This window comes from Burkholderia pyrrocinia, from assembly GCF_018417535.1.
GTDB lineage: Bacteria > Pseudomonadota > Gammaproteobacteria > Burkholderiales > Burkholderiaceae > Burkholderia > Burkholderia pyrrocinia_E.
On record NZ_CP070977.1, the window covers coordinates 2,780,485 to 2,803,685 of the forward strand.

The 23,201-nt window shown below is 65.7% G+C and carries 24 protein-coding genes; 4 read left to right on the forward strand and 20 right to left on the reverse strand.

The genetic code is table 11. The features are described from left to right. Positions 1-21 precede the first annotated feature (21 nt). The 4 genes from pilQ to JYG32_RS12885 are packed head-to-tail and all read right to left on the reverse strand — an operon-like array spanning position 22 to position 4,083. Entirely contained in the window at positions 22-1,656 is a 1,635-nt protein-coding gene (gene pilQ / locus JYG32_RS12870) for a type IV pilus secretin PilQ (protein ID WP_213263757.1), read from the reverse strand. Further along, positions 1,653-2,519 (reverse strand): pilus assembly protein, encoded by an 867-nt coding sequence (locus JYG32_RS12875; RefSeq protein ID WP_213263758.1) that lies wholly within the window; start codon positions 2,517-2,519, stop codon positions 1,653-1,655. Before JYG32_RS12875 ends, pilQ begins: the two co-directional genes overlap by 4 nt. After that, positions 2,516-3,160, reverse strand: a complete 645-nt coding sequence (locus JYG32_RS12880; protein WP_249744631.1) for a fimbrial protein — start codon at positions 3,158-3,160, stop codon at positions 2,516-2,518. Before JYG32_RS12880 ends, JYG32_RS12875 begins: the two co-directional genes overlap by 4 nt. After that, positions 3,160-4,083, reverse strand: coding sequence for a competence protein ComA (locus JYG32_RS12885; RefSeq protein ID WP_213263759.1), 924 nt, complete (start codon positions 4,081-4,083; stop codon positions 3,160-3,162). The genes JYG32_RS12880 and JYG32_RS12885 overlap by 1 nt, the downstream gene beginning before the upstream one ends. Before the next feature lie 226 nt (positions 4,084-4,309). Here JYG32_RS12885 and JYG32_RS12890 point away from each other — a divergent pair, with 226 nt between their 5' ends. Continuing rightward, a complete protein-coding gene (locus JYG32_RS12890) occupies positions 4,310-6,697 on the forward strand; it encodes a penicillin-binding protein 1A (RefSeq protein ID WP_433960826.1) in 2,388 nt (795 codons plus the stop codon). 83 nt (positions 6,698-6,780) lie between these two features. Here the strand turns inward: JYG32_RS12890 and cyaY are convergent, their stop codons facing one another. After that, positions 6,781-7,107 (reverse strand): iron donor protein CyaY, encoded by a 327-nt coding sequence (gene cyaY / locus JYG32_RS12895; RefSeq protein ID WP_174380556.1) that lies wholly within the window; start codon positions 7,105-7,107, stop codon positions 6,781-6,783. A gap of 36 nt (positions 7,108-7,143) precedes the next feature. Between cyaY and lptM the strand changes: the two genes are divergently transcribed. Then, the gene (gene lptM, locus JYG32_RS12900; protein WP_174380554.1) at positions 7,144-7,422 is read left to right on the forward strand and encodes an LPS translocon maturation chaperone LptM; all 279 of its coding nucleotides are present in this window, start codon (positions 7,144-7,146) and stop codon (positions 7,420-7,422) included. 82 nt (positions 7,423-7,504) lie between these two features. On the opposite strand, the gene msrQ is transcribed toward lptM, so the two are convergent. The 5 genes from msrQ to JYG32_RS12925 all read right to left on the reverse strand — a co-directional run bounded on the left by msrQ (position 7,505) and on the right by JYG32_RS12925 (position 13,554). Continuing rightward, a complete protein-coding gene (gene msrQ / locus JYG32_RS12905; RefSeq protein ID WP_213263760.1) occupies positions 7,505-8,191 on the reverse strand; it encodes a protein-methionine-sulfoxide reductase heme-binding subunit MsrQ in 687 nt (228 codons plus the stop codon). Between the two features lie 20 nt (positions 8,192-8,211). Continuing rightward, positions 8,212-9,207 (reverse strand): protein-methionine-sulfoxide reductase catalytic subunit MsrP, encoded by a 996-nt coding sequence (msrP, locus tag JYG32_RS12910; RefSeq protein WP_213263761.1) that lies wholly within the window; start codon positions 9,205-9,207, stop codon positions 8,212-8,214. A 159-nt stretch (positions 9,208-9,366) separates the two neighbouring features. Next, complete coding sequence (gene ccsB, locus JYG32_RS12915) at positions 9,367-10,557, reverse strand: c-type cytochrome biogenesis protein CcsB (RefSeq protein WP_213263762.1); 1,191 nt, start codon at positions 10,555-10,557, stop codon at positions 9,367-9,369. 4 nt (positions 10,558-10,561) lie between these two features. Then, the gene (locus JYG32_RS12920) at positions 10,562-12,778 is read right to left on the reverse strand and encodes a cytochrome c biogenesis protein ResB (RefSeq protein WP_213263763.1); all 2,217 of its coding nucleotides are present in this window, start codon (positions 12,776-12,778) and stop codon (positions 10,562-10,564) included. A gap of 122 nt (positions 12,779-12,900) precedes the next feature. After that, positions 12,901-13,554, reverse strand: a complete 654-nt coding sequence (locus JYG32_RS12925) for a c-type cytochrome (RefSeq protein ID WP_089444803.1) — start codon at positions 13,552-13,554, stop codon at positions 12,901-12,903. Between the two features lie 214 nt (positions 13,555-13,768). Between JYG32_RS12925 and yihA the strand changes: the two genes are divergently transcribed. Continuing rightward, a complete protein-coding gene (gene yihA / locus JYG32_RS12930; RefSeq protein ID WP_047899588.1) occupies positions 13,769-14,428 on the forward strand; it encodes a ribosome biogenesis GTP-binding protein YihA/YsxC in 660 nt (219 codons plus the stop codon). Between the two features lie 254 nt (positions 14,429-14,682). Next, positions 14,683-15,681 (forward strand): porphobilinogen synthase, encoded by a 999-nt coding sequence (hemB, locus tag JYG32_RS12935; RefSeq protein WP_034209736.1) that lies wholly within the window; start codon positions 14,683-14,685, stop codon positions 15,679-15,681. 156 nt (positions 15,682-15,837) lie between these two features. On the opposite strand, the gene dsbD is transcribed toward hemB, so the two are convergent. From dsbD to secY, 10 genes are all read right to left on the reverse strand, one after another. Continuing rightward, complete coding sequence (gene dsbD / locus JYG32_RS12940) at positions 15,838-17,679, reverse strand: protein-disulfide reductase DsbD (RefSeq protein ID WP_213263764.1); 1,842 nt, start codon at positions 17,677-17,679, stop codon at positions 15,838-15,840. 4 nt (positions 17,680-17,683) lie between these two features. Further along, positions 17,684-18,010 (reverse strand): divalent-cation tolerance protein CutA, encoded by a 327-nt coding sequence (gene cutA, locus JYG32_RS12945; protein WP_213263765.1) that lies wholly within the window; start codon positions 18,008-18,010, stop codon positions 17,684-17,686. 202 nt (positions 18,011-18,212) lie between these two features. Next, entirely contained in the window at positions 18,213-18,608 is a 396-nt protein-coding gene (rplQ, locus tag JYG32_RS12950) for a 50S ribosomal protein L17 (RefSeq protein WP_006477175.1), read from the reverse strand. Between the two features lie 137 nt (positions 18,609-18,745). After that, entirely contained in the window at positions 18,746-19,723 is a 978-nt protein-coding gene (locus JYG32_RS12955; protein WP_006477176.1) for a DNA-directed RNA polymerase subunit alpha, read from the reverse strand. Positions 19,724-19,847: 124 nt separating this feature from the next. Next, positions 19,848-20,471 (reverse strand): 30S ribosomal protein S4, encoded by a 624-nt coding sequence (rpsD, locus tag JYG32_RS12960; protein WP_124501696.1) that lies wholly within the window; start codon positions 20,469-20,471, stop codon positions 19,848-19,850. A gap of 154 nt (positions 20,472-20,625) precedes the next feature. Further along, positions 20,626-21,027, reverse strand: a complete 402-nt coding sequence (gene rpsK, locus JYG32_RS12965) for a 30S ribosomal protein S11 (protein ID WP_004197937.1) — start codon at positions 21,025-21,027, stop codon at positions 20,626-20,628. 28 nt (positions 21,028-21,055) lie between these two features. Further along, positions 21,056-21,421: a 30S ribosomal protein S13 gene (gene rpsM / locus JYG32_RS12970; RefSeq protein WP_047899584.1), complete on the reverse strand. Its 366-nt coding sequence runs from the start codon at positions 21,419-21,421 to the stop codon at positions 21,056-21,058. 38 nt (positions 21,422-21,459) lie between these two features. After that, positions 21,460-21,576, reverse strand: coding sequence for a 50S ribosomal protein L36 (gene rpmJ / locus JYG32_RS12975; RefSeq protein WP_004199844.1), 117 nt, complete (start codon positions 21,574-21,576; stop codon positions 21,460-21,462). Positions 21,577-21,596: 20 nt separating this feature from the next. Continuing rightward, a complete protein-coding gene (gene infA / locus JYG32_RS12980; protein ID WP_004521905.1) occupies positions 21,597-21,815 on the reverse strand; it encodes a translation initiation factor IF-1 in 219 nt (72 codons plus the stop codon). A gap of 8 nt (positions 21,816-21,823) precedes the next feature. After that, the gene (gene secY / locus JYG32_RS12985; protein WP_174380542.1) at positions 21,824-23,173 is read right to left on the reverse strand and encodes a preprotein translocase subunit SecY; all 1,350 of its coding nucleotides are present in this window, start codon (positions 23,171-23,173) and stop codon (positions 21,824-21,826) included. Positions 23,174-23,201 lie beyond the last annotated feature (28 nt).

Consider the following 23,201-nt stretch of genomic DNA (forward strand, 5'->3'; position numbering starts at 1 on the left):
CTTGCTGGTGTGTGGCGCAGCTTACTGGCAAAGCGGCTGCCTTGTCGAGCCTGCGCCGGCGGCTTCCGGCCCCGTTTTATCGGCATCGACGTCGCCCGCGCCGCGCGCATCGCAGCGCGCATCGACGACGGTCGGCGTGATGAAGACGACCAGTTCGTTGCGCTGGTCGCGCTGCGCGCGGTGCCGGAAAAGCGCGCCCAGAAACGGTATTTTGCCCAAGAGCGGCACGCGCGTCACATCGTTCCGGTTCAGTTGCTCATAGATCCCGCCGATCGCGACCGTCCCGCCGTCCTCGACCTCGACGCGCGTCTGCACGTGCTTCGTATGAATCGCCGGGCCGGCCGCCGTCGGCTCGCCGACGCTGTCCTTCGTCACGTCCAGGTCGAGCACCACGCGCCCGTCGGGCGTGATCTGCGGCTCGACCTCGAGCTTCAGCGTCGCGCGGCGGAACTGCACGCCGCTCATGCCGTTGCCGACCTTGGCCTGGTACGGCAGCTCCGAACCCTGCTCGACGATGGCCTTGACGCGATCGGCGGTCACCACGCGCGGACGCGAAACGATCTGGCCCCGTCCTTGCGCCTCGAGCGCGCTCAGTTCGACATCGAGGACGCGGCTGAGCGGCGCGGCGAACAGCGTGAAGCCGGCGGTCGCCGCGTCGAAGCCGCCTAGCGGCCGCGCAGCCAGGTCGAGCGCGTTGCGCGTGTCCGTCGTGAACGCGGTGCCGTCGCCCGACGGCGGCCGCCCCTGCGCACGCAGCGCGACGCGTGCGCCGAGATTGCGCGAGAAACCCTGCTCGCCCTCGACGATGCGCGCCTCGATCCGGACCTGCCGCGACGGCCGGTCGATCGCGTCGATCAGGCCCGCGATCTGCGCGATACGCGGTTCAAGATCGGTGACGAACAGCAGGTTCGTGCGCGGATCGGCCGCCGCGGCGCCGCGCTTCGACAGCAGGCGCTGGCCGGTCGCGCCGGCCAGCAGCCGTTGCACATCCTGCGCGCGCGGGTAGTGCAACGCGAACGTACGGCTCGCGAGCGGCTCCAGATCGGCGGCCCGCGCGTGCATTTCGAAGCGCTCGCGTTCGCGCGCGGCCAGTTCGGCCGCCGGCGTGACCCGGATCACGTTGCCGCGCCGCGACATCGCGAGCCCGTGCGTATCGAGCAGCGTGTCGAATGCATCGCGCCAGCGGACATTATTCAGACGTAACGTGACGGTGCCGCGCACCTGCTCGCCGACGACGATATTGAGCCCCGTGAACCGCGCGAACGCATCGAACGCGGCCGCGAGACCGACGCCCTGCAGATTCAGCGAGATCCGCCGTGCGTCGTCGGCATCGCCCGGTTGCCGTGACGCGTCGTCGCTCATCCGGGCTGGCGGCGCCAACGGGATCGGCGGCCCCTCCAACCGGGGAGCCGAAGCGGCGGTTTCCGCCTGACGCGCCGCGTGAGCCGCCGGATCGAACGGCTGCGGGCCGACCTCCGCCGAGACGGCCTCATCCACACCATCGACCAAGCCTCCGGGCAGCGGCAGGTGCGGCACCGGTGCATCCATCACCGCTGCTGGCCACACGGCCGGCAGCGGTGGCAATGACGCGCTTGCCCCGGTGCCCGCCAGTCCGGCACAGACGACGGCGAGTGCCCAACGCCCGTACTTGGTCATGGCCGGCCTCCGTCGTCGAGGGCCAGCCGGTGCGCCCCGTCCACCGTCGCGAGCGTCACGGCGGCGGGCTCGACACGCACCACGCGTGCGGCGCCGAGCGCTTCGCCAGGCGCCACGGTGGTGAACGTGCCATCGCCGTCGTCGAATAGCGCGAGACCGGCGCGCGCGTCGCGAATCGTACCGGCCAGGCGCGCCGCCTGACCGTCCGCTGTGGACGGACCAGCCGCGCCGAACGGATCGTCGATGAGCTGAGCGGCAGGAACAGCTACCGTGCCATCAACACCCGTTGCCGCCGGCAACGCCGGAAACACGTCGACGGACATTTCCACCCGCGCCACCTGCAACCCTCGCTCGACACGCAGCGCCGACGGCACCGCCAGTACCGGGAAGCCCGCCAGTCCGCCGACCATGTGCAACAACGCGCGAAAGCCGCCATCCGCGACTATGCGCACCGTGCGTCGGCCGTTCGGCGCCGCACCGTCAGCGTGCTGCGGTTCGATCGATACGCCACGCAGCCCGCTCGACGCGGCGAGATCGGCCAGTTCCAGCATCAGCGCGGCCCATTCCGGCACAGGCGACAAGCGGTCGTCGCGCGCAGGCGCCGGACGTGCGTCGCGCCGTTGCCCGGCGGCCGCAAGCACGCGCTGTGCGTCGGCCTCTCGCACCTGCGCCGCTGCCAGCAACGTGCGACTGTGCGCGAGCCCGCTCCAGTCGGCGGCATTCGCCAGATGAATGCCGCCCGCCAGCACGATCGCGAACGCCAGCACGCAGCCGGTGGCATGGGCAGCTTCGGGCGACACGCGCCGCATGCCGCCCAGCCACGCTTCGCCGCGCGGCGCAGGCCGATGCACGATTGCCGTCATGCGCCACCTCCCGACGCTTGCCGTGACGGCATCGCATCGTGCCAGCGCAGTTGGACCGAGAACCGGAACGGCATCCCCGTCGAGGCGACCGGTGCATCCGAAGCAGGCTTCAACGCGTCGATATCGAATCGCCAGTCGCGCTGCTCGCGCGCCATCCCGGCGAGCCACCGCGCGGCCGCCCGGTAACTCGTGGCGTGTGCATCGAGCACGGCGCCGGACGGCGTCGTCCGCAGCGCGTCGAGCCGGACCATGTCGTCGCGCACCCGCGCCAGTGTCGCCAGCAGCGCTGCGACGCGCCGGTAAGGCGCGGCAAGCTCGGTTGCCCGCGCACCCCGCTGCGCGATGACGGCGGCTGCACTGGCGGCGCGCGTCGCGGCGTTCACCCGCGGCTGCAACTGCCGCAACCGCGTCTCCACGCTGGCACGCTCGGCGTCCGCGCGCCAGCGCAACCCCATGGCAGCGCCCGTCCACAGGCCGGCGCCGAGCACGCCGAGCACGATTGCCGTCCCGCACTGCGCGGCCCGGCGACGTCGCAACGCCTGCGCCAGCCGCTCGCGGTACGGCAGCAGGTTGAAGCCGCCGAGCCCCGCACGATCGACCGGAGCCGGCCCGGACACGCTTGCCGGCATGCGGCCGGCCATCATTCCCACACCCCGCGCAACGCCAGCCCGAACGCAACGGCGAATGCCGGGCCGCCCGGCCTGCCGACGGGCGGGCACGGCTGCCCATCCCAGCCGGTGCAGTCGAACGGCACCGCAATCGCGCCGAGCACGTCGCCAATCTCGGCGACGGATGTCCCGAAGCGGGCGATGCACCGCTCGCCCCCGGCCACGAGTACGCAACGCACGGCTCCGAGCGCGCGCTGGCGCAGTGCGTCGGAGAACGCGTCCGGCACCGCGCCTGACAGCGCAAGCACCTGCGCGGCCAACGCACCGTCGACCCGCCACGCACATACGCCCGACTCGCTGAACCAGAGCGCAGCATAGGGACCGTGCGCGTCGAGCTCGAACTGCGCGGCATAACGCAACGCGCGCAGTGCGGCCGCCGACTCGCCGTCGACGGCCGTCAGGTCGACACCGGCCTGGGCGGCCACGTCGATCCGCCGTTCGAGCAGTGCCAGCGGGGCCACCGCAACCGCGATCTCGCCAGACTGCGCGCCGCCGTCCTGCCGCCAGTCGAACGCGAGGCTGTCCGGCGCCAGCCCCGAAATACGCTCGGCCGCCTGCCGCGCGGCGTCCTCGACGTCGTCGCGCCCGGCCAGGTCGAGCGTCGCGGTGCGTATCTCGTCATCGCACAGCGCCATCACGCCACACGCCTCGCACCGCACACCCGCCGCAGACAGCCGCGACACGGCTGCCGCCAGCGAGCGCGCGACCGCCGCCCAGCGCGCGTCTTCCGGCCCGCCCGCCAGCCCGACCGGCTCCCGCTCGAGCCCCTCGACGCGCACATCGGCAACGCGGCCGCGCCGGCTCAGCACGACCACCCTCACCTCGTCCGCACCGACGTCGATTCCCGTCGACCCGTGCCTGCCCTGCGCAAACCGCGCCACCCATCGTCCCGCCATCCTGGCCTCCCGCGATCGTCGCGGCCCACGCCGCATTTCCGAGACCTGATTCTGCAAAGCGGCGCGTTCGGCCGACAGTCGGCCGAACGGCCAGCATCGGCTCGGAGCGGCCGCGCGCGGGCTATGCTGACGACATGGCAACCCGCGGCTTTCCGGCGGGCAGCCCCCGCGTCAGGACCGGTCTTACCGGGCAGCTATAATCGCGAGACTGTTTTCCGGTATGCCTATGCAATCCACGACTCCTACGTCCCCGCCTCCCGCCCCGGAGCCGAAAAAGCGGCCCTGGTGGCAAAAAGTCCTGCTCGGCTTTGCCGCGATGTGCGTGGCCCTCGTCGTGGCCGGCGGCCTCGTGCTCGGCTACGCGCTCGTCGTCGCCTGGCCGAACATGCCGTCGCTCGACGCGCTGACCGACTATCGCCCGAAGGTGCCGCTGCGCATCTATACGTCCGATCACGTGCTGATCGGCGAATTCGGCGAGGAGCGCCGCGACGTCGTCCATTTCAAGGACGTGCCCGACTCGCTGAAGAAGGCGATCCTCGCGATCGAGGACGCACGCTTCTACGATCACGGCGGCGTCGACCTCACCGGCATCGTCCGCGCCGGCTTCGTCGCGCTGACGAACGGCCATGCGTCGCAGGGCGCGAGCACGATCACGATGCAGGTCGCGCGCAACTTCTTCCTGTCGAGCGAGAAGACCTACACGCGCAAGATCTACGAGATGCTGCTCGCGTACCGGATCGAGCGCGCGCTGACGAAGGATCAGATTCTCGAGGTCTACATGAATCAGATCTATCTCGGCCAGCGAGCATACGGCTTCGCGAGCGCCGCGCGGGTCTATTTCGGCAAGGACCTGAAGGACATCACGCTCGCGGAAGCGGCGATGCTCGCGGGGCTGCCGAAGGCGCCGTCCGCGTATAACCCGGTCGTGAATCCGAAGCGCGCGAAGGTGCGCCAGGAATACATCCTGCAGCGGATGCTCGAGCTGAACTTCATCACGCGCGCGCAGTACGACGAGGCCGTCGCGCAGCCGCTCGTCGTCAAGGGCCCGGGCCGCGATTTCAGCGTGCACGCCGAGTACGTCGCGGAAATGGTCAGACAGATGATGTACGCGCAGTACCGCGAGGAAACCTACACGCGCGGCTTCAACGTCGTCACGACGATCGATTCCGCGGACCAGCAGGTCGCGTACACCGCGCTGCGCAAGGGCATCATGGATTACGAGCGCCGGCACGGGTATCGCGGGCCGGAAGGCTTCATCGAGCTGCCGGCCGGTGCGGACGACCGCGAACAGGCGATCGACGACGCGCTGCTCGAGCACCCCGACAACGGCGAACTGATTGCCGCGGTCGTCACGGCCGCAAACCCGCGCCAGATCACGATTGCATTCATCGACGGCAGCACTGCGACGGTCGAAGGCGACAACCTGCGGTTCGCGTCGGGCGCACTGTCGGCCAATGCACAGCCGAACCGCCGCATCCGCCCCGGTGCGATCGTCCGCGTCGTGAAGAACGACTCCGGCACATGGTCGATCACGCAGTTGCCGCAGGTCGAAGGCGCGTTCCTGTCGATCATCCCGCAGGACGGCGCGATCCGCTCGCTCGTCGGCGGCTTCGACTACAACAAGAACAAGTTCAACCACGTCACGCAGGCGTGGCGGCAGCCGGGTTCGTCGTTCAAGCCGTTCATCTACTCGGCGTCGCTCGACAAGGGCCTCGGGCCGGCAACCGTGATCAACGACGGTCCGCTGTACTTCAGCGCCGCCGAAACGGGCGGCCAGCCGTGGGAGCCGAAGAACTACGGCGGCGGCTTCGAAGGCCCGATGTCGATGCGCACCGCGCTGCAGCGCTCGCGCAACCTCGTGTCGATCCGGATCCTGAACCATATCGGCACGAAGTACGCGCAGCAGTACATCACGCGCTTCGGCTTCGACGCCGACCGCCATCCGGCCTACCTGCCGATGGCGCTCGGCGCGGGCCAGGTCACGCCGCTGCAGATGGCCGGCGCGTACTCGGTCTTCGCGAACGGCGGCTACCGCGTCAATCCGTACCTGATCGCCGAAGTCACCGATCCGAACGGCGCGATCGTCGCGCGCGCGCAGCCGCTCGTCGCCGAGCAGAACGCGCCGCGCGCGATCGACGCGCGCAACGCATACGTGATGAACAGCCTGCTGCAGAGCGTCGCGCAGCGCGGCACGGGCGCGCGGACCAACATCCTGAAGCGCACCGACCTCGCAGGCAAGACCGGCACGACGAACGATTCGCACGACGCGTGGTTCGCCGGCTACCAGCACTCGCTCGCCGCGATCGCGTGGATCGGCTACGACAATCCGCGCAGCCTCGGCGATCGCGAAACCGGCGGCGGCCTGTCGCTGCCGGTCTGGATCGACTACATGGGTGCGGCGCTGAAGGGCGTGCCGGAGTTCAAGCCGACGGTGCCGGACGGTGTCGAGTCGCTCGGCAGCGAGCTGTACTTCACCGGGTTCACGCCGGGGCACGGCTTCGTGTCGACGGTCGGCGTGCCGCAGGCACCGGCCGCGCAGAACGTCGACGAGCCGGTGCCGCACGTCGACGAGCAGGAAAAGCAGGACATCATGAACCTGTTCCGCGGCCACTGACACGCGGCCCCCGGACATGAAAAAAGCGCCCCGCGGGGCGCTTTTTCTTTTGGTCCGACGTTCGGGGCCCGTCGCCCCGGCCGTCACGCGCTGAACGTGATCGGCAGGCCGGCCTGCTGCGTCGCGTATTCGGTGAGCGCAGCGTAGAACTCGGTGCCCGTGCGCGTATCGCGCCATTCGCCGTCAATGAAACGGTAGTGGAATCCGCCCGCCTTCGCGGCGATCCACACTTCCTTCATCGGCGGCTGCAGGTTGACGATGATCTTCGAGCCGTTCTCGAACGTCAGCGTCAGGACACTGCCGTTGCGCTCCAGATCGATGTCGTGGTCGCCGTCGTTCGCGGCATCGACGGTACGCTCGACGGCCGTCAGCACGGCCTCGGCACGGGTCAGGTATTCGGTATCGGACATGCTAAACTCTATCGGTTCAATTGTTCAGGGACGATCATGCGAGTCGTTTTCCGGATGAGCGCGATTGTAGCGGCTTTGGCGATTCTTGCCGGCTGCGGTCAAAGCGGCGCACTCTATCTGCCCACCGTGCCCCCGCTGCCCAAGCCGATCCAGCAGCAGGACACACCGCCGTCGGACGTGAAGCCGACCGATGAAAACGCGTCATCCGACAGTGTGCCCGATTCGTCCGGCACACCACTCACGCTGTCGCCCGAGCTGTCGAGCGGCGCAGCGAATATGCCCGCACCGGCGTCGGGCCCGGCCGTCGCGCAGTAACGACGCGACGCCGCCCGCGCGGCTCGCGAAACAAGGCGATGACTTCCCGGTCATCGCCTTTTGTTTTTTTCAGGCCGGGCCGTTACGCGCGCACGCGCCGCCATCCCCATGCGACCAGCCGCCAGCCGAGCAGCGCGGCGACGATCGCCGCGTAAAGCTTCGGCTGCGCGAGATTGTGCTTGCCGGCCCTCATCCACCAGAAGTGCAGCACGCCGAACAGCGCGATCGCGTAGATCGCGCGGTGCAGCGTCGCCCAGTGGCGGCCGAGCCGGCGCACCATCGCGCGCGGCGACGTCGCGGCGAGCGGGATCAGCAGCACGAACGCGACAAAGCCGACCGTGATGAACGGGCGCTTGCCGACGTCCTTCAGGATCGCGACGACGTCGAACCACTTGTCGAACCACAGGTAGGTCGTGAAGTGCAGCGTCGCGTAAAAGAACGCGAACAGCCCGGTCATCCGGCGAAAGCGCAGCAGCGTCGCGGAGCCGGTCATGCGCCGGAGCGGCGTAACGGCAAGCGTGATGCACAACATCACGAGCGTCCACAGGCCGGTCGAACGCGTGATGAATTCGATCGGGTTCGCGCCGAGCCGGTCGGTCAGCCCGAACAGCACGAGACGCACAAGCGGGTAGAGGCCGGCCGCGAAAACCAGCACCTTGGCCGGCACGAGCCAGCGCGGCGCGCCGGTGCGAACCGCACCGGCCCGGGCCGCGCGTGCGGTCGGTCCGGAGCCGGCTGCGCGCGCGGGCGTCAGCATCGAAGGAGGCATGTCGTTTCTCACCGTCGCGCTCAGAAGTTCTTTTTCAGGTCCATGCCCTGATACATCGACGCGACCAGGTCGCCGTAGCCGTTGAACATCAGTGTCTTGCGCTTCGGCGTAAAGAAGCCGTCCTCGCCGATGCGCCTCTCGGTTGCCTGGCTCCAGCGCGGATGATCGACGTTCGGATTCACGTTCGAATAAAAGCCGTATTCGTTCGATGCGTACGTGTTCCAGCTCGTCTTCGGCTGCTGGTCGACGAAGCGGATCTTCACGAGCGACTTCGCGCTCTTGAAGCCGTACTTCCACGGCACGACGATTCGCACCGGCGCGCCGTTCTGGTTCGGCAGCACCTGCCCGTAAACGCCCATCGTCAGCAGCGTCAGCGGATTCATCGCCTCGTCCATCCGCAGCCCTTCGGAATACGGCCAGTCGAGCACGGGTGTCGAGAGGCCCGGCATCTGCGACGGATCGGCCAGCGTGATGAACTGCACGTATTTCGCGTTGCCGGTCGGCTGCACGCGCTTGATCAACTCGGACAGCGGCACGCCGACCCACGGAATCACCATCGACCACCCTTCGACGCAGCGCAACCGGTACACACGCTCCTCGAGTGGTGCGAGCTTCAGCAGTTCGTCGAGATCGAACACCTTCGGGTGCTGCACCTCGCCCTCGACACTCACGCGCCACGGGCGTGGTCGCAGCGTGCCGGCGTTCTGCGCCGGGTCGCTCTTGTCGGTGCCGAATTCATAGAAGTTGTTGTAGGACGTGATGTCCTTGAACGGCGTCACCTTGTCGGCCGCGACGAACTTCGGGTTCGTTTTTGCCGCGAGCTTCGCCGCCCGCACGTCGGGCGACGCATACGCGGCTAATGCCGCGCCGCTGCCGCCGAGCAGCCCGCCCGCCGCCGCGAGGCCGGCCGCCTGCAAGACGCGTCGCCGGTTCTCGAACACCGCGCGCGGCGTGACCTCGCTGGACGCAATATCACCGCCGGTCAGTAGGTTCCGCAAAGGGCGCTTGATCCACATCGTGCTGCTCCTCCTGCATGCGCCGCGCGCACGCGTCATGAGCGTTCGACCCGACCCGTCATGCGTCGTTCGACGCCCGGATCGCCCGCCCGTTACAAACGAAAACCGCCGGGCACGCAGTGCACCGGCGGTCTTGTAGTCGGACGAGCGGCGGAAATCTTACAGCTTGCCGTAGCTGTGCAGCCCGGACAGGAACATGTTGACGCCGAGGAACGCGAAGGTCGTCACGAGCAGGCCCGTGAGTGCCCACCACGCGGCAACCGCGCCGCGCAGGCCCTTCATCAGCCGCATGTGCAGCCACGCCGCGTAGTTCAGCCACACGATCAGCGCCCAGGTTTCCTTCGGGTCCCAGCTCCAGTAGCCGCCCCATGCCTCGGCCGCCCACAGCGCGCCGAGGATCGTCGCGATCGTGAAGAACGCGAAACCGACCGCGATCGACTTGTACATCACGTCGTCGAGCACCTCGAGCGTCGGCAGGCGATCGGCGAGCACGCCGCGCTCCTTCATCAGGTACGCGACCGACACCATCGCCGACAGCGCGAAGCTGCCGTAGCCGATGAAGTTCGCCGGCACGTGGATCTTCATCCACCAGCTCTGCAGCGCGGGCACCAGCGGCTGGATCTGCTGCGCATCGCGCGCGACCGAGTACCACATCAGGAAGCCGACCGCCGCGCTGATGACCAGCAGCACGAACGCGCCGAGCGAGCGCGTGCCGTAGTGGCCTTCGTAATACAGATAGAGCAGCGCGGTGATCAGGCTGAACAGGACGAACACCTCGTAGAGGTTCGATACGGGGATATGCCCGACGTCGGCGCCGATCAGGTAGGACTCGTACCAGCGCACCATCAGCCCCGTGAAGCCCATCAGCACGGCGACCCACGTGAGCTTCTGGCCGATCGCGGCGCCCGTTTCCGAGCGCGCGAGCAAGCCGATCCAGTAGAAGATCGTCGCGAGCACGAACAGCGCGCTCATCCACAGGATCGCCGACTGGCTCGACAGGAAGTACTTGAGGAAGAACGCCGAATCGGCGCGCGCGAGATCGCCCTGGTAGATCTGGATCGACAGCAGCGACAGCACGGCGATCGACGCCATCATCAGCCGCGCGGGCTTCCAGCGCCAGCCGAGCGCGATGAGCGCCGGCACGGTGCCGATCATCACCGCCTTGTCGTAGTAATCCATGTGCGCGTTGTAGTGCACGAGCGCATAGCCCGCGCCCACCACGAGCGCCAGTGCGAACAGCCAGTCGATCAGCGACAGGCGCGCGAGGAACGGACGGTCGTCGAACAGCGGCGCCGAAACCGGGGCCTGGGCCGACGCCCGAGGGGAGGAGGAAACTTGCGTGAGATCCATGATGTTACCGGGTGGAATTCTCGGAATCCGAACCGCCGCCGGCAGGCGAGCGGGCCGTCGATGCCGCACCGGCGGGCGCGGCGTCGCGAGGTGCGGCGCGCAAGGCGACGCCGGCCGCGTCGCGCGTCTGCACGAATTCTTTCTCGAAATCGAAGGTCCTGCGGGCCGTGGACATCGCCATCACCACGTCGACGCCCGAGCTGGCATCCTTGAGCCAGAACCAGAGGCGCCGTTCGCGCACGTAGAACATCGAGAAGATGCCGGCGACCAGCAGCAGGCTGCCAAGATACACCAGATTCTTGCCGGGTGCGCGCGTCAACTGAAATACCGAAGCTTGCACCTGCTTGAATGAGTCAAGCTGCAGATAGACGGGCGATCCATACAGAAAGCTGTCGGATAGCGCATTGATCGCGTTCTGCACGAAGCGGATCGTGTCGGTGCCCTGCTGGGCAGCCGGCTGGCCGGCGCGCTCGCGCGAGATCTGCCAGACCTCCCACATCGAGCCCTCGAGCATCCGCAGCAACAGGCTCGCGGCCTTCTCCTGCTCGGCCTTCGGCACCGAGCGGTCGATGAACGTCGCCACGGCCTGGAAGCCGCCGATCGGCTGGCCGTCGGCGCCGCGGCCGCCGCTGTCGTCGCTTGCAGCAAACAGGGTCAGCACCTTCGATGCGCTGTCCTGCAGGCGGCCGCGCAGCGATGCGTCGGAGCCCGGCAGCGAACGCCGCGCGAAGCGCGCGGCGGCTTCGGTACGCACGGCCGGATCCTCGAGCGCGGCGCGCAGGTGCATCCATTCGCCGATCGAATCCTGGCCGTCGGCCGGAATCCGCATGTAGCGGAACGGATCATTCGGGCTCGCGCGCACGCCGGCGAGGAACACGCGCTCGCCGTTCATGTCGACGGGCAGCATGTAGTTGTTGAATTCGCGCGCCTGGCCGTCCTTGCCGCGGATCTTGTACTGCACGGACGGGCCGATGTTGTGGAGCTGCATCGGCTTCGACGTCTTCGCGCCGGAGCCGAGCCGTTCGTCGAACGCCTCCTTCAGCGACGCCGTCTTCGCGACGCCGCGCACGTCCGGCTTGCCGTTCGCGTCGGCCATGTTCTCGACGTTGATCGCGCGGAAATCGGCGAACTCGATCGTGTCGCCGTCGGCGCCCGGCATTTGCAGCGGCGCCGAACTGCCGATCGTGCCGTGCACGGGGAAGGTCTTCGCGTTGCCGCCCGTCATCGGGTAGGCCGTCATCTGCATCTGCGAGCCGCCGTCCTGGAAGCTCGACTGGTAGATCGACACGCCCTTGTACGTGAACGGCTTGTTGACCTCGACGCGCGCCGGGATCTTCTGGCCGGTCTCGCGATCGATCACGACGATGTCGCTCGCGAACAGCTTCGGCATGCCCGTCGTGTAGTAGTCGACGATGAACTTGTTGAGCTGGATCGAGAACGGCAGGTCCTGGATCAGCGAGCCGCTCGGCTGGTTCAGGATCGCGGTCGATACGAACTGGCCCTCGGGCACCCACGCATAACCGCGGAACGTCGGGTTCGACGCGGACAGGCGATGGTCGGGCGAGATATCGCTGATCGTCGCGCTCGTGTTGACCGGGCTCTTGCCGAACATCCACATCTGGAATTTGATCGGCAGGTTGCTGTCGAGCAGGCCGCCGATACAGATCACGACGATCGCGACGTGGGCGGAGATGTAGCCCCACTTGGTCATCGCACCGCGCTTCGCGGAGATCAGCGTTGCGCCGTCGGTTTCACGCACGACATGCTTGTAGCCGGCCTTGGTGACGAACGTGGCGAGCGTCGCCGCAACGGTCGCACGCGTGCCGGAAGGCGTGTACTCGGCCTTGTGATGGAATGCGCGCAGGCTGCCCTCGCGGACCTTGTCCTTCCAGCTCTTCGCATCGGCGAGCATCTTCGGCGCGTTGCGGATCACGCACAGCGAGATCGACACGACGAGGAAGATCAGGATCAGCATGAACCACCACGCGCTGTACACGTTGTACAGGCCGAGCGAGCGGAAGATGTCCGCCCAGAACGGCCCGAACTGGTTCACGTAGTTCGGATACGGATCGTCCTGGGTCAGGACCGTGCCGATGATGCTCGCGATCGACAGCACCACCAGCAGCGCAATCGCGAAGCGCATCGAGCTCAGCAGCTCGACCGCGCGCTTCGGCGCACCCTGACCCGACTTCGACTGCAACCCCGACGTGGTAACGCTCATTCAAACTCCGACTGACAACAAAAAAGGGTAAGGCGGCCGCAACGGCGCGGCGCCCCACCCTTTTCTTGTTCTGACTCCGGCCGCCCTTCGGGCGCCCGGTCATTCCATCCGCGACCGGCCGCTCAACGCAGGCCCGCGATGTAATCCGCGACGGCCTTGATCTCGTTGTCCGACAGACGCGTCGCGATCTGATGCATCGCCTCGTTGTTGTTGCGCGCGCCGGCACCCTGCTGGAACGCGGTCAACTGCGCGACCGTGTAGTCGGCCCACTGCCCCGACAGACGCGGGTACTGGACCGGGATTCCCTGCCCCGTCGGCCCGTGGCAACTCGCGCAGGCGGGCACGCCCTTCTCCGCGATGCCGCCGCGATAGATCTTCTGGCCGATCGGCACGGTCGCCGCATCGCGTGCGGTACCGAGCTTCGTCGTCTGCGACCCGTAGTACGCGGCGACGTTGCGCATGTCATCCGCGCTCAGCGCACTCGCGAATCCGACCATCACCGCGTTGGTACGCCCCGGCCCCTTCGCGCCCGGCTGCGTCTTGAAGTCGTTCAACTGCTTGACCAGATATTCGGGATGCTGCCCGGCAAGCTTCGGGAAACTGCCCGACGCGCTATTGCCGTCGGCGCCGTGGCACGACGCGCAGACCTGCCCGGCAATCGCCTTGCCGCGGTCGAGATCCGGCTTTGCCGCATCCGCCGCGTTTGCCTCCGCTACGAAACCTACGAACCCTGCTGCAACCTGAAGCACCATCAGAGACTTGCACAGTCGATTCATTCGCACACCCTGTTTCGTCTTGTGGGAATTTGAGGTTCTGCAAAAAACGACGGCGACCAGTCTACCGCAGAAGCCACATAAAAGCGCGAGGCAGGCGCCCGGCGACCTTCGGTAAAACCGTCGTATTGTACAATATCGTGTTGAAAGCTCCCGCGCCTATCGGGGCTACCCCGCCTCCACCAAGCGGCTCGCGCCGCCCGTCCTTCCGGTTCCCATGGCCTTTCTGCTCCATCAAGCCCGCTTCTACACGACCGTCAACCATCTGCGCGACCTGCCGCCGACGGTTCAGCCGGAAATCGCGTTCGCGGGCCGCTCGAATGCCGGCAAGTCGACGGCGATCAACGTGCTGTGCAACCAGAAGCGGCTGGCCTTCGCGTCGAAGACGCCCGGCCGCACGCAGCATATCAACTACTTCTCCGTCGGCCCGGCCGCCGAACCCGTCGCGAACCTCGTCGACCTGCCCGGCTACGGCTACGCGGAAGTGCCGGGCGCCGCGAAGGCGCACTGGGAGATGCTGCTGTCGTCGTACCTCGCGACCCGCTCGCAGCTCTGCGGCCTGATCCTGATGATGGATTCGCGCCGTCCGCTGACCGACCTCGATCGCCGCATGATCGAGTGGTTCACGCCGACCGGCAAGCCGATCCACACGCTGCTGACGAAGTGCGACAAATTGACGCGACAGGAAAGCATCAACGCGCTACGGACCACGCAAAAGGGGCTGGATGCGTATCGCGATCAGGGCGTCCAGGGCAAGCTGACGGTCCAGTTGTTCTCCGCGCTGAAGCGCACGGGGCTCGACGACGCGCATGAGCTGATCGAGAGCTGGTTGCGACCGTCCGTCGCCGACGAAAAAAGCGAGCCTGTAGCACAATGATCGGGCAACGCGCGGCCGGGATCGGCAGCGCGCACCTGACGGCGCCTGTGGATTCGGCCGGCTCATAAAAAAACCCGCCGGTTAACGGCGGGTCAAACAGCCTAATCGAAAAACGACAGGCACCCGCTCAGGGAGGAGAAGCGGGGAGCTGCACGCGACGCGTGCCGCTCGATCGCTATCATATACCAACGCTCCCGAAAATGACCTAAGGGTTCCGTAAGGTCCTTACTGCCCTGATTTCTGCCCAATCGCCCATGAGCTTCCATCCGCTTCATCGTCCGCGCCGGATGCGCCGCGACGACTTCTCCCGGCGCCTGATGCGCGAAAACCGCCTGACCACCGACGACCTGATCTATCCGGTGTTCGTCGTCGAAGGCACCAACGAACGGCAGCCGGTGCCGTCGATGCCCGGCGTCGAGCGCGTGTCCGTCGATCTGCTGATGCATGTCGCCGAGCAATGCGTCGAACTTGGCGTGCCCGTGCTGTCGCTGTTCCCGGCCATCGAACCGTCGCTGAAAACGCCTGACGGCCGTGAGGCTGCCAATCCGGAAGGCCTGATCCCGCGGGCGGTGCGCGAGCTGAAGAAGCGCTTCCCCGAGCTCGGCGTGCTGACCGACGTCGCCCTCGATCCGTACACGAGCCACGGCCAGGACGGCGTGCTCGACGAGAACGGCTACGTGATCAACGACGACACGATCGAGATTCTGGTCGATCAGGCGCGCGCCCAGGCTGAAGCCGGCGTCGACATCGTCGCGCCGTCGGACATGATGGACGGCCGCATCGGCGCCGTCCGCGAGATGCTGGAAAGCGACGGCCATATCCATACGCGCATCATGGCCTATTCGGCCAAGTTCGCGTCGGCGTTCTACGGCCCGTTCCGCGACGCGGTCGGCTCGGCGTCCAACCTGGGCAAGGGCAACAAGATGACCTACCAGATGGATCCGGCGAACAGCGATGAAGCGCTGCGCGAAGTGCGCCTCGACATCGACGAAGGCGCCGACATGGTGATGGTCAAGCCCGGCATGCCGTACCTCGACATCGTGCGCCGCGTGAAGGACGAGTTCCGCTTCCCGACCTACGTGTACCAGGTGAGCGGCGAATACGCGATGCTGAAGGCCGCCGCGATGAACGGCTGGCTCGACCACGACAAGGTCGTGCTCGAATCGCTGCTCGCGTTCAAGCGCGCGGGCGCCGACGGCGTGCTCACGTACTTCGCGCTCGACGCCGCGCGTCTGCTGAAAGCGCAACGCTGATCGCGCGCCGGCAGGCAAAAAAAACGGCGGGACACCTCGGTGTTCCGCCGTTTTTTTGTTTGCCGTCGATTGCGGCCGCCTGTCGACGTCGAGTCGTCAGCTCATGCCGCGCGAGCGCCCCGGCGCGCCACCGGCACGCAGGCGGCGGGCCCACCGTCATACCGTCGGGACAGCGGCCCGATCGAGGCTGCGCAGGAACGTCTCGGCTGCCTGATAGCCGATCACGCGCCCGATTTCTTTGCCGCTGCGATCGAAGAAGATGATGCCCGGCGGCCCGAACAGGTTGAAGCGCTTGAGCAGCGCCTGGTCGTCCGGGTTGTTCGCGGTGACGTCCGCACGCACGAGGTGAAGCTGCGCGAGCCGCGCCTGCACGCGCGGGTCGGTAAACGTCAGATGCTCCATCTCCTTGCAGCTCACGCACCAGTCGGCGTAGAAGTCGAGCATTACGGGCTGGCCCGACGTCTTCAACAGCGTGTCGAGTTCGCCACTGGAGCGCACCGATGCGAATGCGGGACCGTCCTGCGCGGCAGCCGTGCCGGCCGCCGCCGCGGTACCGCTCGACGCAACCGGACGCGCTGCCAGTACGGCCAGCGGCTTGACAGGATCGGTCGACCCCGCGGCCAGGCCGACGAGCAGCGTCGCCGCCCAGATTGCGAGCGCGGCGCCCACGCCGCGGCCCAGGCGGCGCCAGATCGACACGGCGCCGGCATTCGGCGTGAACAGCCCGAGCGCCGCGGCCGCGATCAGCAGCCACAACGCGGCGAGCACCATCTTCAGACCGCCCGCAAGCACGGGCCACACGATCCACAGCGCGGCCGCGAGCAGCACGATGCCGAAGAACACCTTCACGCCGTCCATCCATGCGCCCGCGCGCGGCAGCACCGTCCCGGCACCGACGCCGACGACGAGCAGCGGCACGCCGAGCCCCAGTCCCATTGCGAACAGCGCCGCACCGCCGAGCAGCGCATTGCCGGTATGCGCGATGAAGGCGAGCACCGCGAACAGCGGCGCCGTCATGCATGCGCCGACAACCAGCGCCGACAATGCGCCCATCGCCGCGACCGCGACGAAGTGGCCGCCCTGGCGCGCGCTCGATGCCTCGGCCGCGCCGTTCTGCCAGCGCTCGGGGAGCGCAATGTCCTTGCCCGAAATCAGCGACACGGCGAACGCAGTAAGCAGCACGCCGAACGCACCGAGCACCCACGGGTTCTGCAGCCACGCGCCGAGACTCTGGCCGACCAGCGCGGCGGCGATGCCGAGCGCCGTATAGACCAGCGCCATGCCGACCACGTAGGTCAGCGACAGCGCGAAGCCGCGCGCATGCGTCGCGCGCGTGCCCTGGCCGATGATGATCGCTGACACGATCGGAATCATCGGGTACGAACAGGGCAGGAGGCTCAGCACGACGCCCGCGACGAAGTACAGTGCGATGATCGTGAAGAACCCGTGCCCTTCGAGCAGCGACTGCGCGAAATCGGCGCTCGTGACCTTGTCGAACCAACTGCCCGCGGCAGCCGTATCGCCGGACGACGCTGCGGCAGCGCCGAGCGCGGCGCCGCCGACCTTCACGACGTGCTCCGCCGGCGGATAGCAGATCCCTTCGTCCGCGCACCCCTGCGACGTCACCGCGAGCTCGAACGGTCCCGACGCCTGCTTGACCGGCACGTGCACCACGACTTCATCACGATAGGTCTCGACGTTCTTCTGGAACGTCTGGTCGAACTTCACGTGGCCGGCGGGCAATTGGGGCTCGCCGAGCGTCGCCTGCCCGGTCTTCACCGCGAACGCGAACCGCTCGCGGTACAGGTAATAGCCGTTGGCGACCTTGAAGCGGACGTCCACCTGTCCCGGCGATTCGCTCGCGCTGAACTTGAACGCAACCGACGGATCGAGGAAATCGTCGGCCGCGCGCGCGACGGACAGGCCGCCCAGCACGAGCACGAACGACAACAGGACTGCAAGAAACCGCAGCGCGCGCACGCGCACGGGAAGCGCCATACCGTTAAACCTGAAATAGACGTTGAGTTTCGCTGGTCACCCACTGACTGTACGCGGCCGATGCCGTCGTCTGCCACGAGACGATTTCGGGCGTCTCGTACGGATGATGCGCGAGAATAAATCGCTCCAGTTCGAGCGCCCGCACCGGGCTCGTCTTGAACAGCAACTGGATCTCGTCGGCCGTTTCGACCTTGCCCTGCCAGTGATAGCGCGACTTGATCGCACCGAGCTCCGACACGCACGCGGCAAGCCGAGCGTCGAGTGCGCCGTCGGCGAGCGCCGTGGCCGTCGCCGCATCGGGTACCGTCGTCAGCATCAGCACCACTATCATCCGCGCCCTCCTGGCTGGTCTACCGGCTCCTGCCGACGCGGATTGCCCACCCAGGGCCCGCGCCGGCTTCCTCGTATCGTAGCGCAGCCGGCGCAACGCTGCCGGTGCCGGCCTGCGACAATCGATCGCAGCCGGCGTCTCAAAAACAAAAAGGGCCAAGCAATCGCTCGGCCCCTTTCAGATACTGCTGCGTACCGGAAGCTTATTCAGCTTCTTGCACGTTTTCCGTTTCGTCGACTTCCGGACGGTCGAGCAGTTCGACCAGTGCCATCGGTGCGTTGTCGCCCACGCGGAAGCCGAACTTCAGCACGCGCAGGTAGCCGCCCGGACGGTTCGCGAAACGCGGACCGAGCACGTCGAACAGCTTCGCGACCGAGTCACGATCGCGCAGGCGGTTGAATGCCAGGCGACGGTTTGCCAGCGACGGCTTCTTGCCGAGCGTGATCAGCGGCTCGACGACTTTCCGGAGTTCCTTCGCCTTCGGCAGCGTCGTCTTGATGACTTCGTGCTCGATCAGCGAGTTGGACATGTTACGGAGCATAGCCAGACGGTGGCTGCTCGTGCGGTTCAGTTTCCGCAGACCATGACGATGGCGCATTTCAGTTTCCTTGATTCAAAGTTTTGGTCCAGCTCTTCTATCGCACCTCGAAGGGTGCACGGGCCGGTAACGAAAAAAGCAAGATGCGGATTTTAAAGGAAAATCCGCATCTTTGCCAACTGCAGCAACAACCGGGCTTACTTGTCGAGACCAGCCGGCGGCCAGTTCTCGAGCTTCATGCCCAGCGTGAGACCGCGCGAAGCGAGCACTTCCTTGATCTCGTTGAGCGACTTGCGACCGAGGTTCGGCGTCTTCAGCAGCTCGTTTTCCGTGCGCTGGATCAGGTCGCCGATGTAGTAGATGTTCTCGGCCTTCAGGCAGTTCGCCGAACGAACCGTCAGCTCGAGATCGTCCACCGGACGCAGCAGGATCGGATCGATCTGCGGCGCACGCGACGGTGCCTCGGCAGCCGTTTCCGTACCTTCCAGCGCCGCGAACACGGACAACTGGTCGACCAGGATGCGGGCCGATTGACGGATCGCTTCTTCCGGCGTGATCACGCCGCTCGTCTCGATGTTCATCACGAGCTTGTCGAGGTCGGTACGCTGCTCGACACGTGCGCTTTCGACAGCGTAGCTCACGCGGCGAACCGGCGAGAACGATGCGTCGAGGACGATGCGGCCGATGATCTTGGCCGTGTCTTCGCCGTAGCGACGGACGTTGCCGGGCACATAGCCGCGACCCTTCTCGATCTTGATCTGAACGTCGAGCTTGCCGCCCTTCGACAGGTGCGCGATCACGTGATTCGGGTTGATGACTTCACAATCGTGAGCCAGCTCGATATCGCCGGCCGTGACGACGCCTTCGCCTTCCTTGCGCAGCGTAACCGTCACTTCGTCACGGTTATGCAGCTTGAACACCACGCCCTTCAGGTTCAGCAGCAGGTTGACGACGTCTTCTTGCACGCCATCAAGCGTCGAGTACTCGTGCACCACGCCCGCGATCGTGACTTCGGTCGGCGCGTAGCCAACCATCGACGACAGCAGCACGCGGCGAAGCGCATTGCCCAAGGTATGGCCGTAACCGCGCTCGAACGGTTCCATGACCACCCGCGCGTGGTTCTCGCCCAGCGATTCCACGGCGATGATCTTGGGTTTCAGCAAACTGGTTTGCATGGGTTTTCCTTTTCAATACCCTCGGCTCGTTACACCGATAAGGCTGACCGGTAACAACCAGAAAATAAACAGCCGAGGCCCCTCCTTGCGTAACGCAATCGGGGTACCTCGGCCGTCAATCGGATTAACGCGAATACAATTCGACGATCAGGCTTTCGTTGATGTCGCCTGCGATGTCGACGCGTTCCGGCATTTGCTTGAACGTGCCTTCGAACTTCTTCGCATCGACTGCAACCCAGCTCGGCATGCCGCCTTGCTCGGCCAGCGACAGCGCTTCGACGATACGCGCTTGCTTCTTCGCCTTTTCGCGGATCGCAACGACGTCACCCGCCTTCACTTGCTGCGACGGGACGTTCGCGACGACGCCGTTCACCGTGATCGACTTGTGGCTCACGAGCTGACGCGCTTCAGCGCGGGTCGAGCCGAAGCCCATGCGATACACGACGTTGTCGAGGCGCGACTCGAGCAGTTGCAGCAGGTTTTCACCGGTGTTGCCCTTGCGGCGATCGGCTTCGGCGAAGTAGCGGCGGAACTGACGCTCCAGCACGCCGTAGATACGCTTGACCTTCTGCTTTTCGCGCAGCTGCGTACCGTAGTCGGACGTACGTGCGCCCGAGGTACGGCCGTGCTGACCCGGCTTGCTGTCGAGCTTGCACTTGTCGGCGAGCGAGCGGCGCGCGCTCTTCAGGAACAGGTCGGTGCCTTCACGGCGGGACAGCTTGGCTTTGGGGCCGATATAACGTGCCACTTTGCATTCCTTTATCAATCAGTCACGCGGATCGAAATCCGCGCTAGTCCGCTCCCTTTGGGGCGAACGGTGGGCTTAGTCAATCAAAAAAGCAACGCCCGTCGACGCTACGCGGCGACAGGCAATGCGCTAGCACGTACGTGCCAGCACATCCTTAGATACGACGACGCTTCGGCGGGCGGCAGCCGTTGTGCGGAATCGGGGTGACGTCCGAAATCGCGGTGATCTTGATGCCGAGGCCGTGCAGTGCGCGCACTGCCGACTCGCGACCCGGGCCCGGGCCCTTGATCCGCACTTCCAGATTCTTCACGCCGTATTCCATCGCGACGCGGCCAGCCGACTCGGCTGCGACCTGGGCGGCGAACGGCGTCGATTTGCGCGAGCCCTTGAAGCCCTGGCCGCCCGACGTCGCCCATGCCAGTGCATTGCCTTGGCGATCGGTGATCGTGATGATCGTGTTGTTGAACGACGCGTGAACGTGAACCACGCCTTCAGCGACGTTCTTCTTAACCTTCTTGCGAACGCGTTGCGCCGCGGTATTCGAAGCCTTAGCCATTACGTTTTCCTGTAACTGTCAGTTCCGCTTACTTCTTCAGCGCTTGCGCTGCACGACGCGGACCCTTGCGAGTACGTGCGTTCGTACGCGTACGCTGACCGCGCATCGGCAGGCCCTTGCGATGACGGACGCCACGGTAGCAACCGAGGTCCATCAGGCGCTTGATGTTCATCGTCACTTCACGGCGCAGATCGCCTTCGACGACAAACTTGCCCACTTCTTCACGCAGCTTTTCGAGATCTGCGTCGGTCAGGTCCTTGACCTTCTTCGAGAATTCCACGCCAGCTGCCGCGCAGATGCTGCGCGAGCGCGTGCGGCCGACACCGAAGATTGCCGTCAGGCCAATCTCGGTATGCTGGTGATTCGGGATGTTAACCCCTGCGATACGAGCCATTGTTTTTCCTCAAACAAAAAGCGCAAACAAACGCGCGGTCAGCCTTGGCGCTGCTTGTGGCGCGGATCCGAGCTGCAGATCACGCGAACGACGCCCTTGCGCTTGATGATCTTGCAATTGCGGCAAATGCGCTTAACCGATGCCATCACTTTCATGATAATACCCTTTTTTCAAATCACTTCGCCCGGAACACGATCCGCGCACGAGACAGATCGTAAGGCGTCAACTCAACCGTCACCTTGTCGCCGGGAAGAATGCGGATGTAGTGCATCCGCATCTTTCCGGAAATATGCCCCAACACGACATGGCCGTTTTCCAGCTTCACACGGAAGGTCGCATTCGGGAGGTTTTCGATCACCTCACCTTGCATCTGGATTACATCGTCTTTGGCCATAGTCCTTATTAACGCATTGGGATGTTGCCGCCCTTGAAGTTAGCCTTCTTGAGCAGTGACTCATACTGTTGCGACATAACGTACGACTGCACCTGCGCCATAAAGTCCATCGTGACGACGACAATGATCAGCAGCGACGTTCCACCAAAATAAAACGGCACGTTCCAGCGCAGCACCAGGAATTCCGGCAGCAGACACACGAAGACGATGTAGATCGCACCGGCCAGCGTCAGACGCGTGAGGATGCGGTCGATATATCGTGCGGTCTGATCGCCCGGACGGATGCCCGGAACAAACGCGCCGCTCTTCTTCAGGTTGTCCGCGGTTTCCCTGCTGTTGAACACCAGTGCGGTGTAGAAGAAGCAGAAAAACACGATCGCCAGCGTGTACAGCAGCACATAGACCGGCTGGCCCGGCTTCAGCGCTTCCGCAACGTTATGCAACGTATTGGAAATCCAGCTTCCCGTCGGCTGACCGGTACTGAACCAGCCGAGAATCGTTGCCGGGAACAGGATGATCGACGATGCGAAGATCGGCGGAATCACGCCCGACATGTTCAGCTTCAGCGGCAGGTGCGACGACTGCCCACCGTAGATCTTGTTACCGACCTGGCGCTTCGCGTAGTTCACGAGGATCTTGCGCTGACCGCGTTCGATGAACACGACCAGGTAAGTCACCGCGGCGATCAGAACGACGATGATGATCGCCGAGAACGGCCCCATCGAACCCGTTTTCACCAGTTCGAGCAACCCACCGACGGCATTCGGGAACCCTGCTGCGATCCCGCCGAAGATGATGATCGAGATGCCGTTGCCCAGACCACGCTCGGTAATCTGCTCGCCGAGCCACATCAGGAACATCGTGCCGGTAACCAGCGTCACGACCGTCGTCAGACGGAACAGCATGCCGGGATCGGTGACGAGGCCCGGCTGGTTTTCCAGCGCAGCCGCGATACCGAAAGCCTGGAAGGTCGCGAGCACCACGGTGAAATACCGCGTGTACTGCGTGATCTTCCGTTGCCCTGCCTGCCCTTCCTTCTTCAGCGCCTCGAGCTGCGGCGAGACGATCGCCAGCAACTGCATGATGATCGACGCCGAGATGTACGGCATGATCCCCAGCGCAAAGATCGTGAAGCGGGAAAGCGCGCCCCCCGAGAACATGTTGAACATGCCCAGGATGCCGCCCGCCTGGCTCTGGAACAGCTTGGCCAGTTGATCCGGATCGATGCCCGGCACGGGAATGTGCGCGCCGATGCGATAGACGATCAGCGCCAGGAGCAGGAACATCGCTCGCCGACGCAGATCGCCGAATTTCGCCGTGCTTCGACCGGGTTTTGCAAGACTCGGGCTGTTAGCCAAGTACCTTCTCCGATGAATGCAAGTGACG

What these genes read in the sequence shown, in the direction of transcription:
- pilQ (WP_213263757.1), bottom strand. Translation starts at nt 1,656, where the DNA reads ATGACCAAGTACGGGCGTTGGGCACTCGCCGTCGTCTGTGCCGGACTG.
- JYG32_RS12875 (WP_213263758.1), bottom strand. Translation starts at nt 2,519, where the DNA reads ATGACGGCAATCGTGCATCGGCCTGCGCCGCGCGGCGAAGCGTGGCTG.
- JYG32_RS12880 (WP_249744631.1), bottom strand. Translation starts at nt 3,160, where the DNA reads ATGGCCGGCCGCATGCCGGCAAGCGTGTCCGGGCCGGCTCCGGTCGAT.
- JYG32_RS12885 (WP_213263759.1), bottom strand. Translation starts at nt 4,083, where the DNA reads ATGGCGGGACGATGGGTGGCGCGGTTTGCGCAGGGCAGGCACGGGTCG.
- JYG32_RS12890 (WP_433960826.1), top strand. Translation starts at nt 4,310, where the DNA reads ATGCAATCCACGACTCCTACGTCCCCGCCTCCCGCCCCGGAGCCGAAA.
- cyaY (WP_174380556.1), bottom strand. Translation starts at nt 7,107, where the DNA reads ATGTCCGATACCGAATACCTGACCCGTGCCGAGGCCGTGCTGACGGCC.
- lptM (WP_174380554.1), top strand. Translation starts at nt 7,144, where the DNA reads ATGCGAGTCGTTTTCCGGATGAGCGCGATTGTAGCGGCTTTGGCGATT.
- msrQ (WP_213263760.1), bottom strand. Translation starts at nt 8,191, where the DNA reads ATGCCTCCTTCGATGCTGACGCCCGCGCGCGCAGCCGGCTCCGGACCG.
- msrP (WP_213263761.1), bottom strand. Translation starts at nt 9,207, where the DNA reads ATGTGGATCAAGCGCCCTTTGCGGAACCTACTGACCGGCGGTGATATT.
- ccsB (WP_213263762.1), bottom strand. Translation starts at nt 10,557, where the DNA reads ATGGATCTCACGCAAGTTTCCTCCTCCCCTCGGGCGTCGGCCCAGGCC.
- JYG32_RS12920 (WP_213263763.1), bottom strand. Translation starts at nt 12,778, where the DNA reads ATGAGCGTTACCACGTCGGGGTTGCAGTCGAAGTCGGGTCAGGGTGCG.
- JYG32_RS12925 (WP_089444803.1), bottom strand. Translation starts at nt 13,554, where the DNA reads ATGAATCGACTGTGCAAGTCTCTGATGGTGCTTCAGGTTGCAGCAGGG.
- yihA (WP_047899588.1), top strand. Translation starts at nt 13,769, where the DNA reads ATGGCCTTTCTGCTCCATCAAGCCCGCTTCTACACGACCGTCAACCAT.
- hemB (WP_034209736.1), top strand. Translation starts at nt 14,683, where the DNA reads ATGAGCTTCCATCCGCTTCATCGTCCGCGCCGGATGCGCCGCGACGAC.
- dsbD (WP_213263764.1), bottom strand. Translation starts at nt 17,679, where the DNA reads ATGGCGCTTCCCGTGCGCGTGCGCGCGCTGCGGTTTCTTGCAGTCCTG.
- cutA (WP_213263765.1), bottom strand. Translation starts at nt 18,010, where the DNA reads ATGATAGTGGTGCTGATGCTGACGACGGTACCCGATGCGGCGACGGCC.
- rplQ (WP_006477175.1), bottom strand. Translation starts at nt 18,608, where the DNA reads ATGCGCCATCGTCATGGTCTGCGGAAACTGAACCGCACGAGCAGCCAC.
- JYG32_RS12955 (WP_006477176.1), bottom strand. Translation starts at nt 19,723, where the DNA reads ATGCAAACCAGTTTGCTGAAACCCAAGATCATCGCCGTGGAATCGCTG.
- rpsK (WP_004197937.1), bottom strand. Translation starts at nt 21,027, where the DNA reads ATGGCTAAGGCTTCGAATACCGCGGCGCAACGCGTTCGCAAGAAGGTT.
- rpsM (WP_047899584.1), bottom strand. Translation starts at nt 21,421, where the DNA reads ATGGCTCGTATCGCAGGGGTTAACATCCCGAATCACCAGCATACCGAG.
- rpmJ (WP_004199844.1), bottom strand. Translation starts at nt 21,576, where the DNA reads ATGAAAGTGATGGCATCGGTTAAGCGCATTTGCCGCAATTGCAAGATC.
- infA (WP_004521905.1), bottom strand. Translation starts at nt 21,815, where the DNA reads ATGGCCAAAGACGATGTAATCCAGATGCAAGGTGAGGTGATCGAAAAC.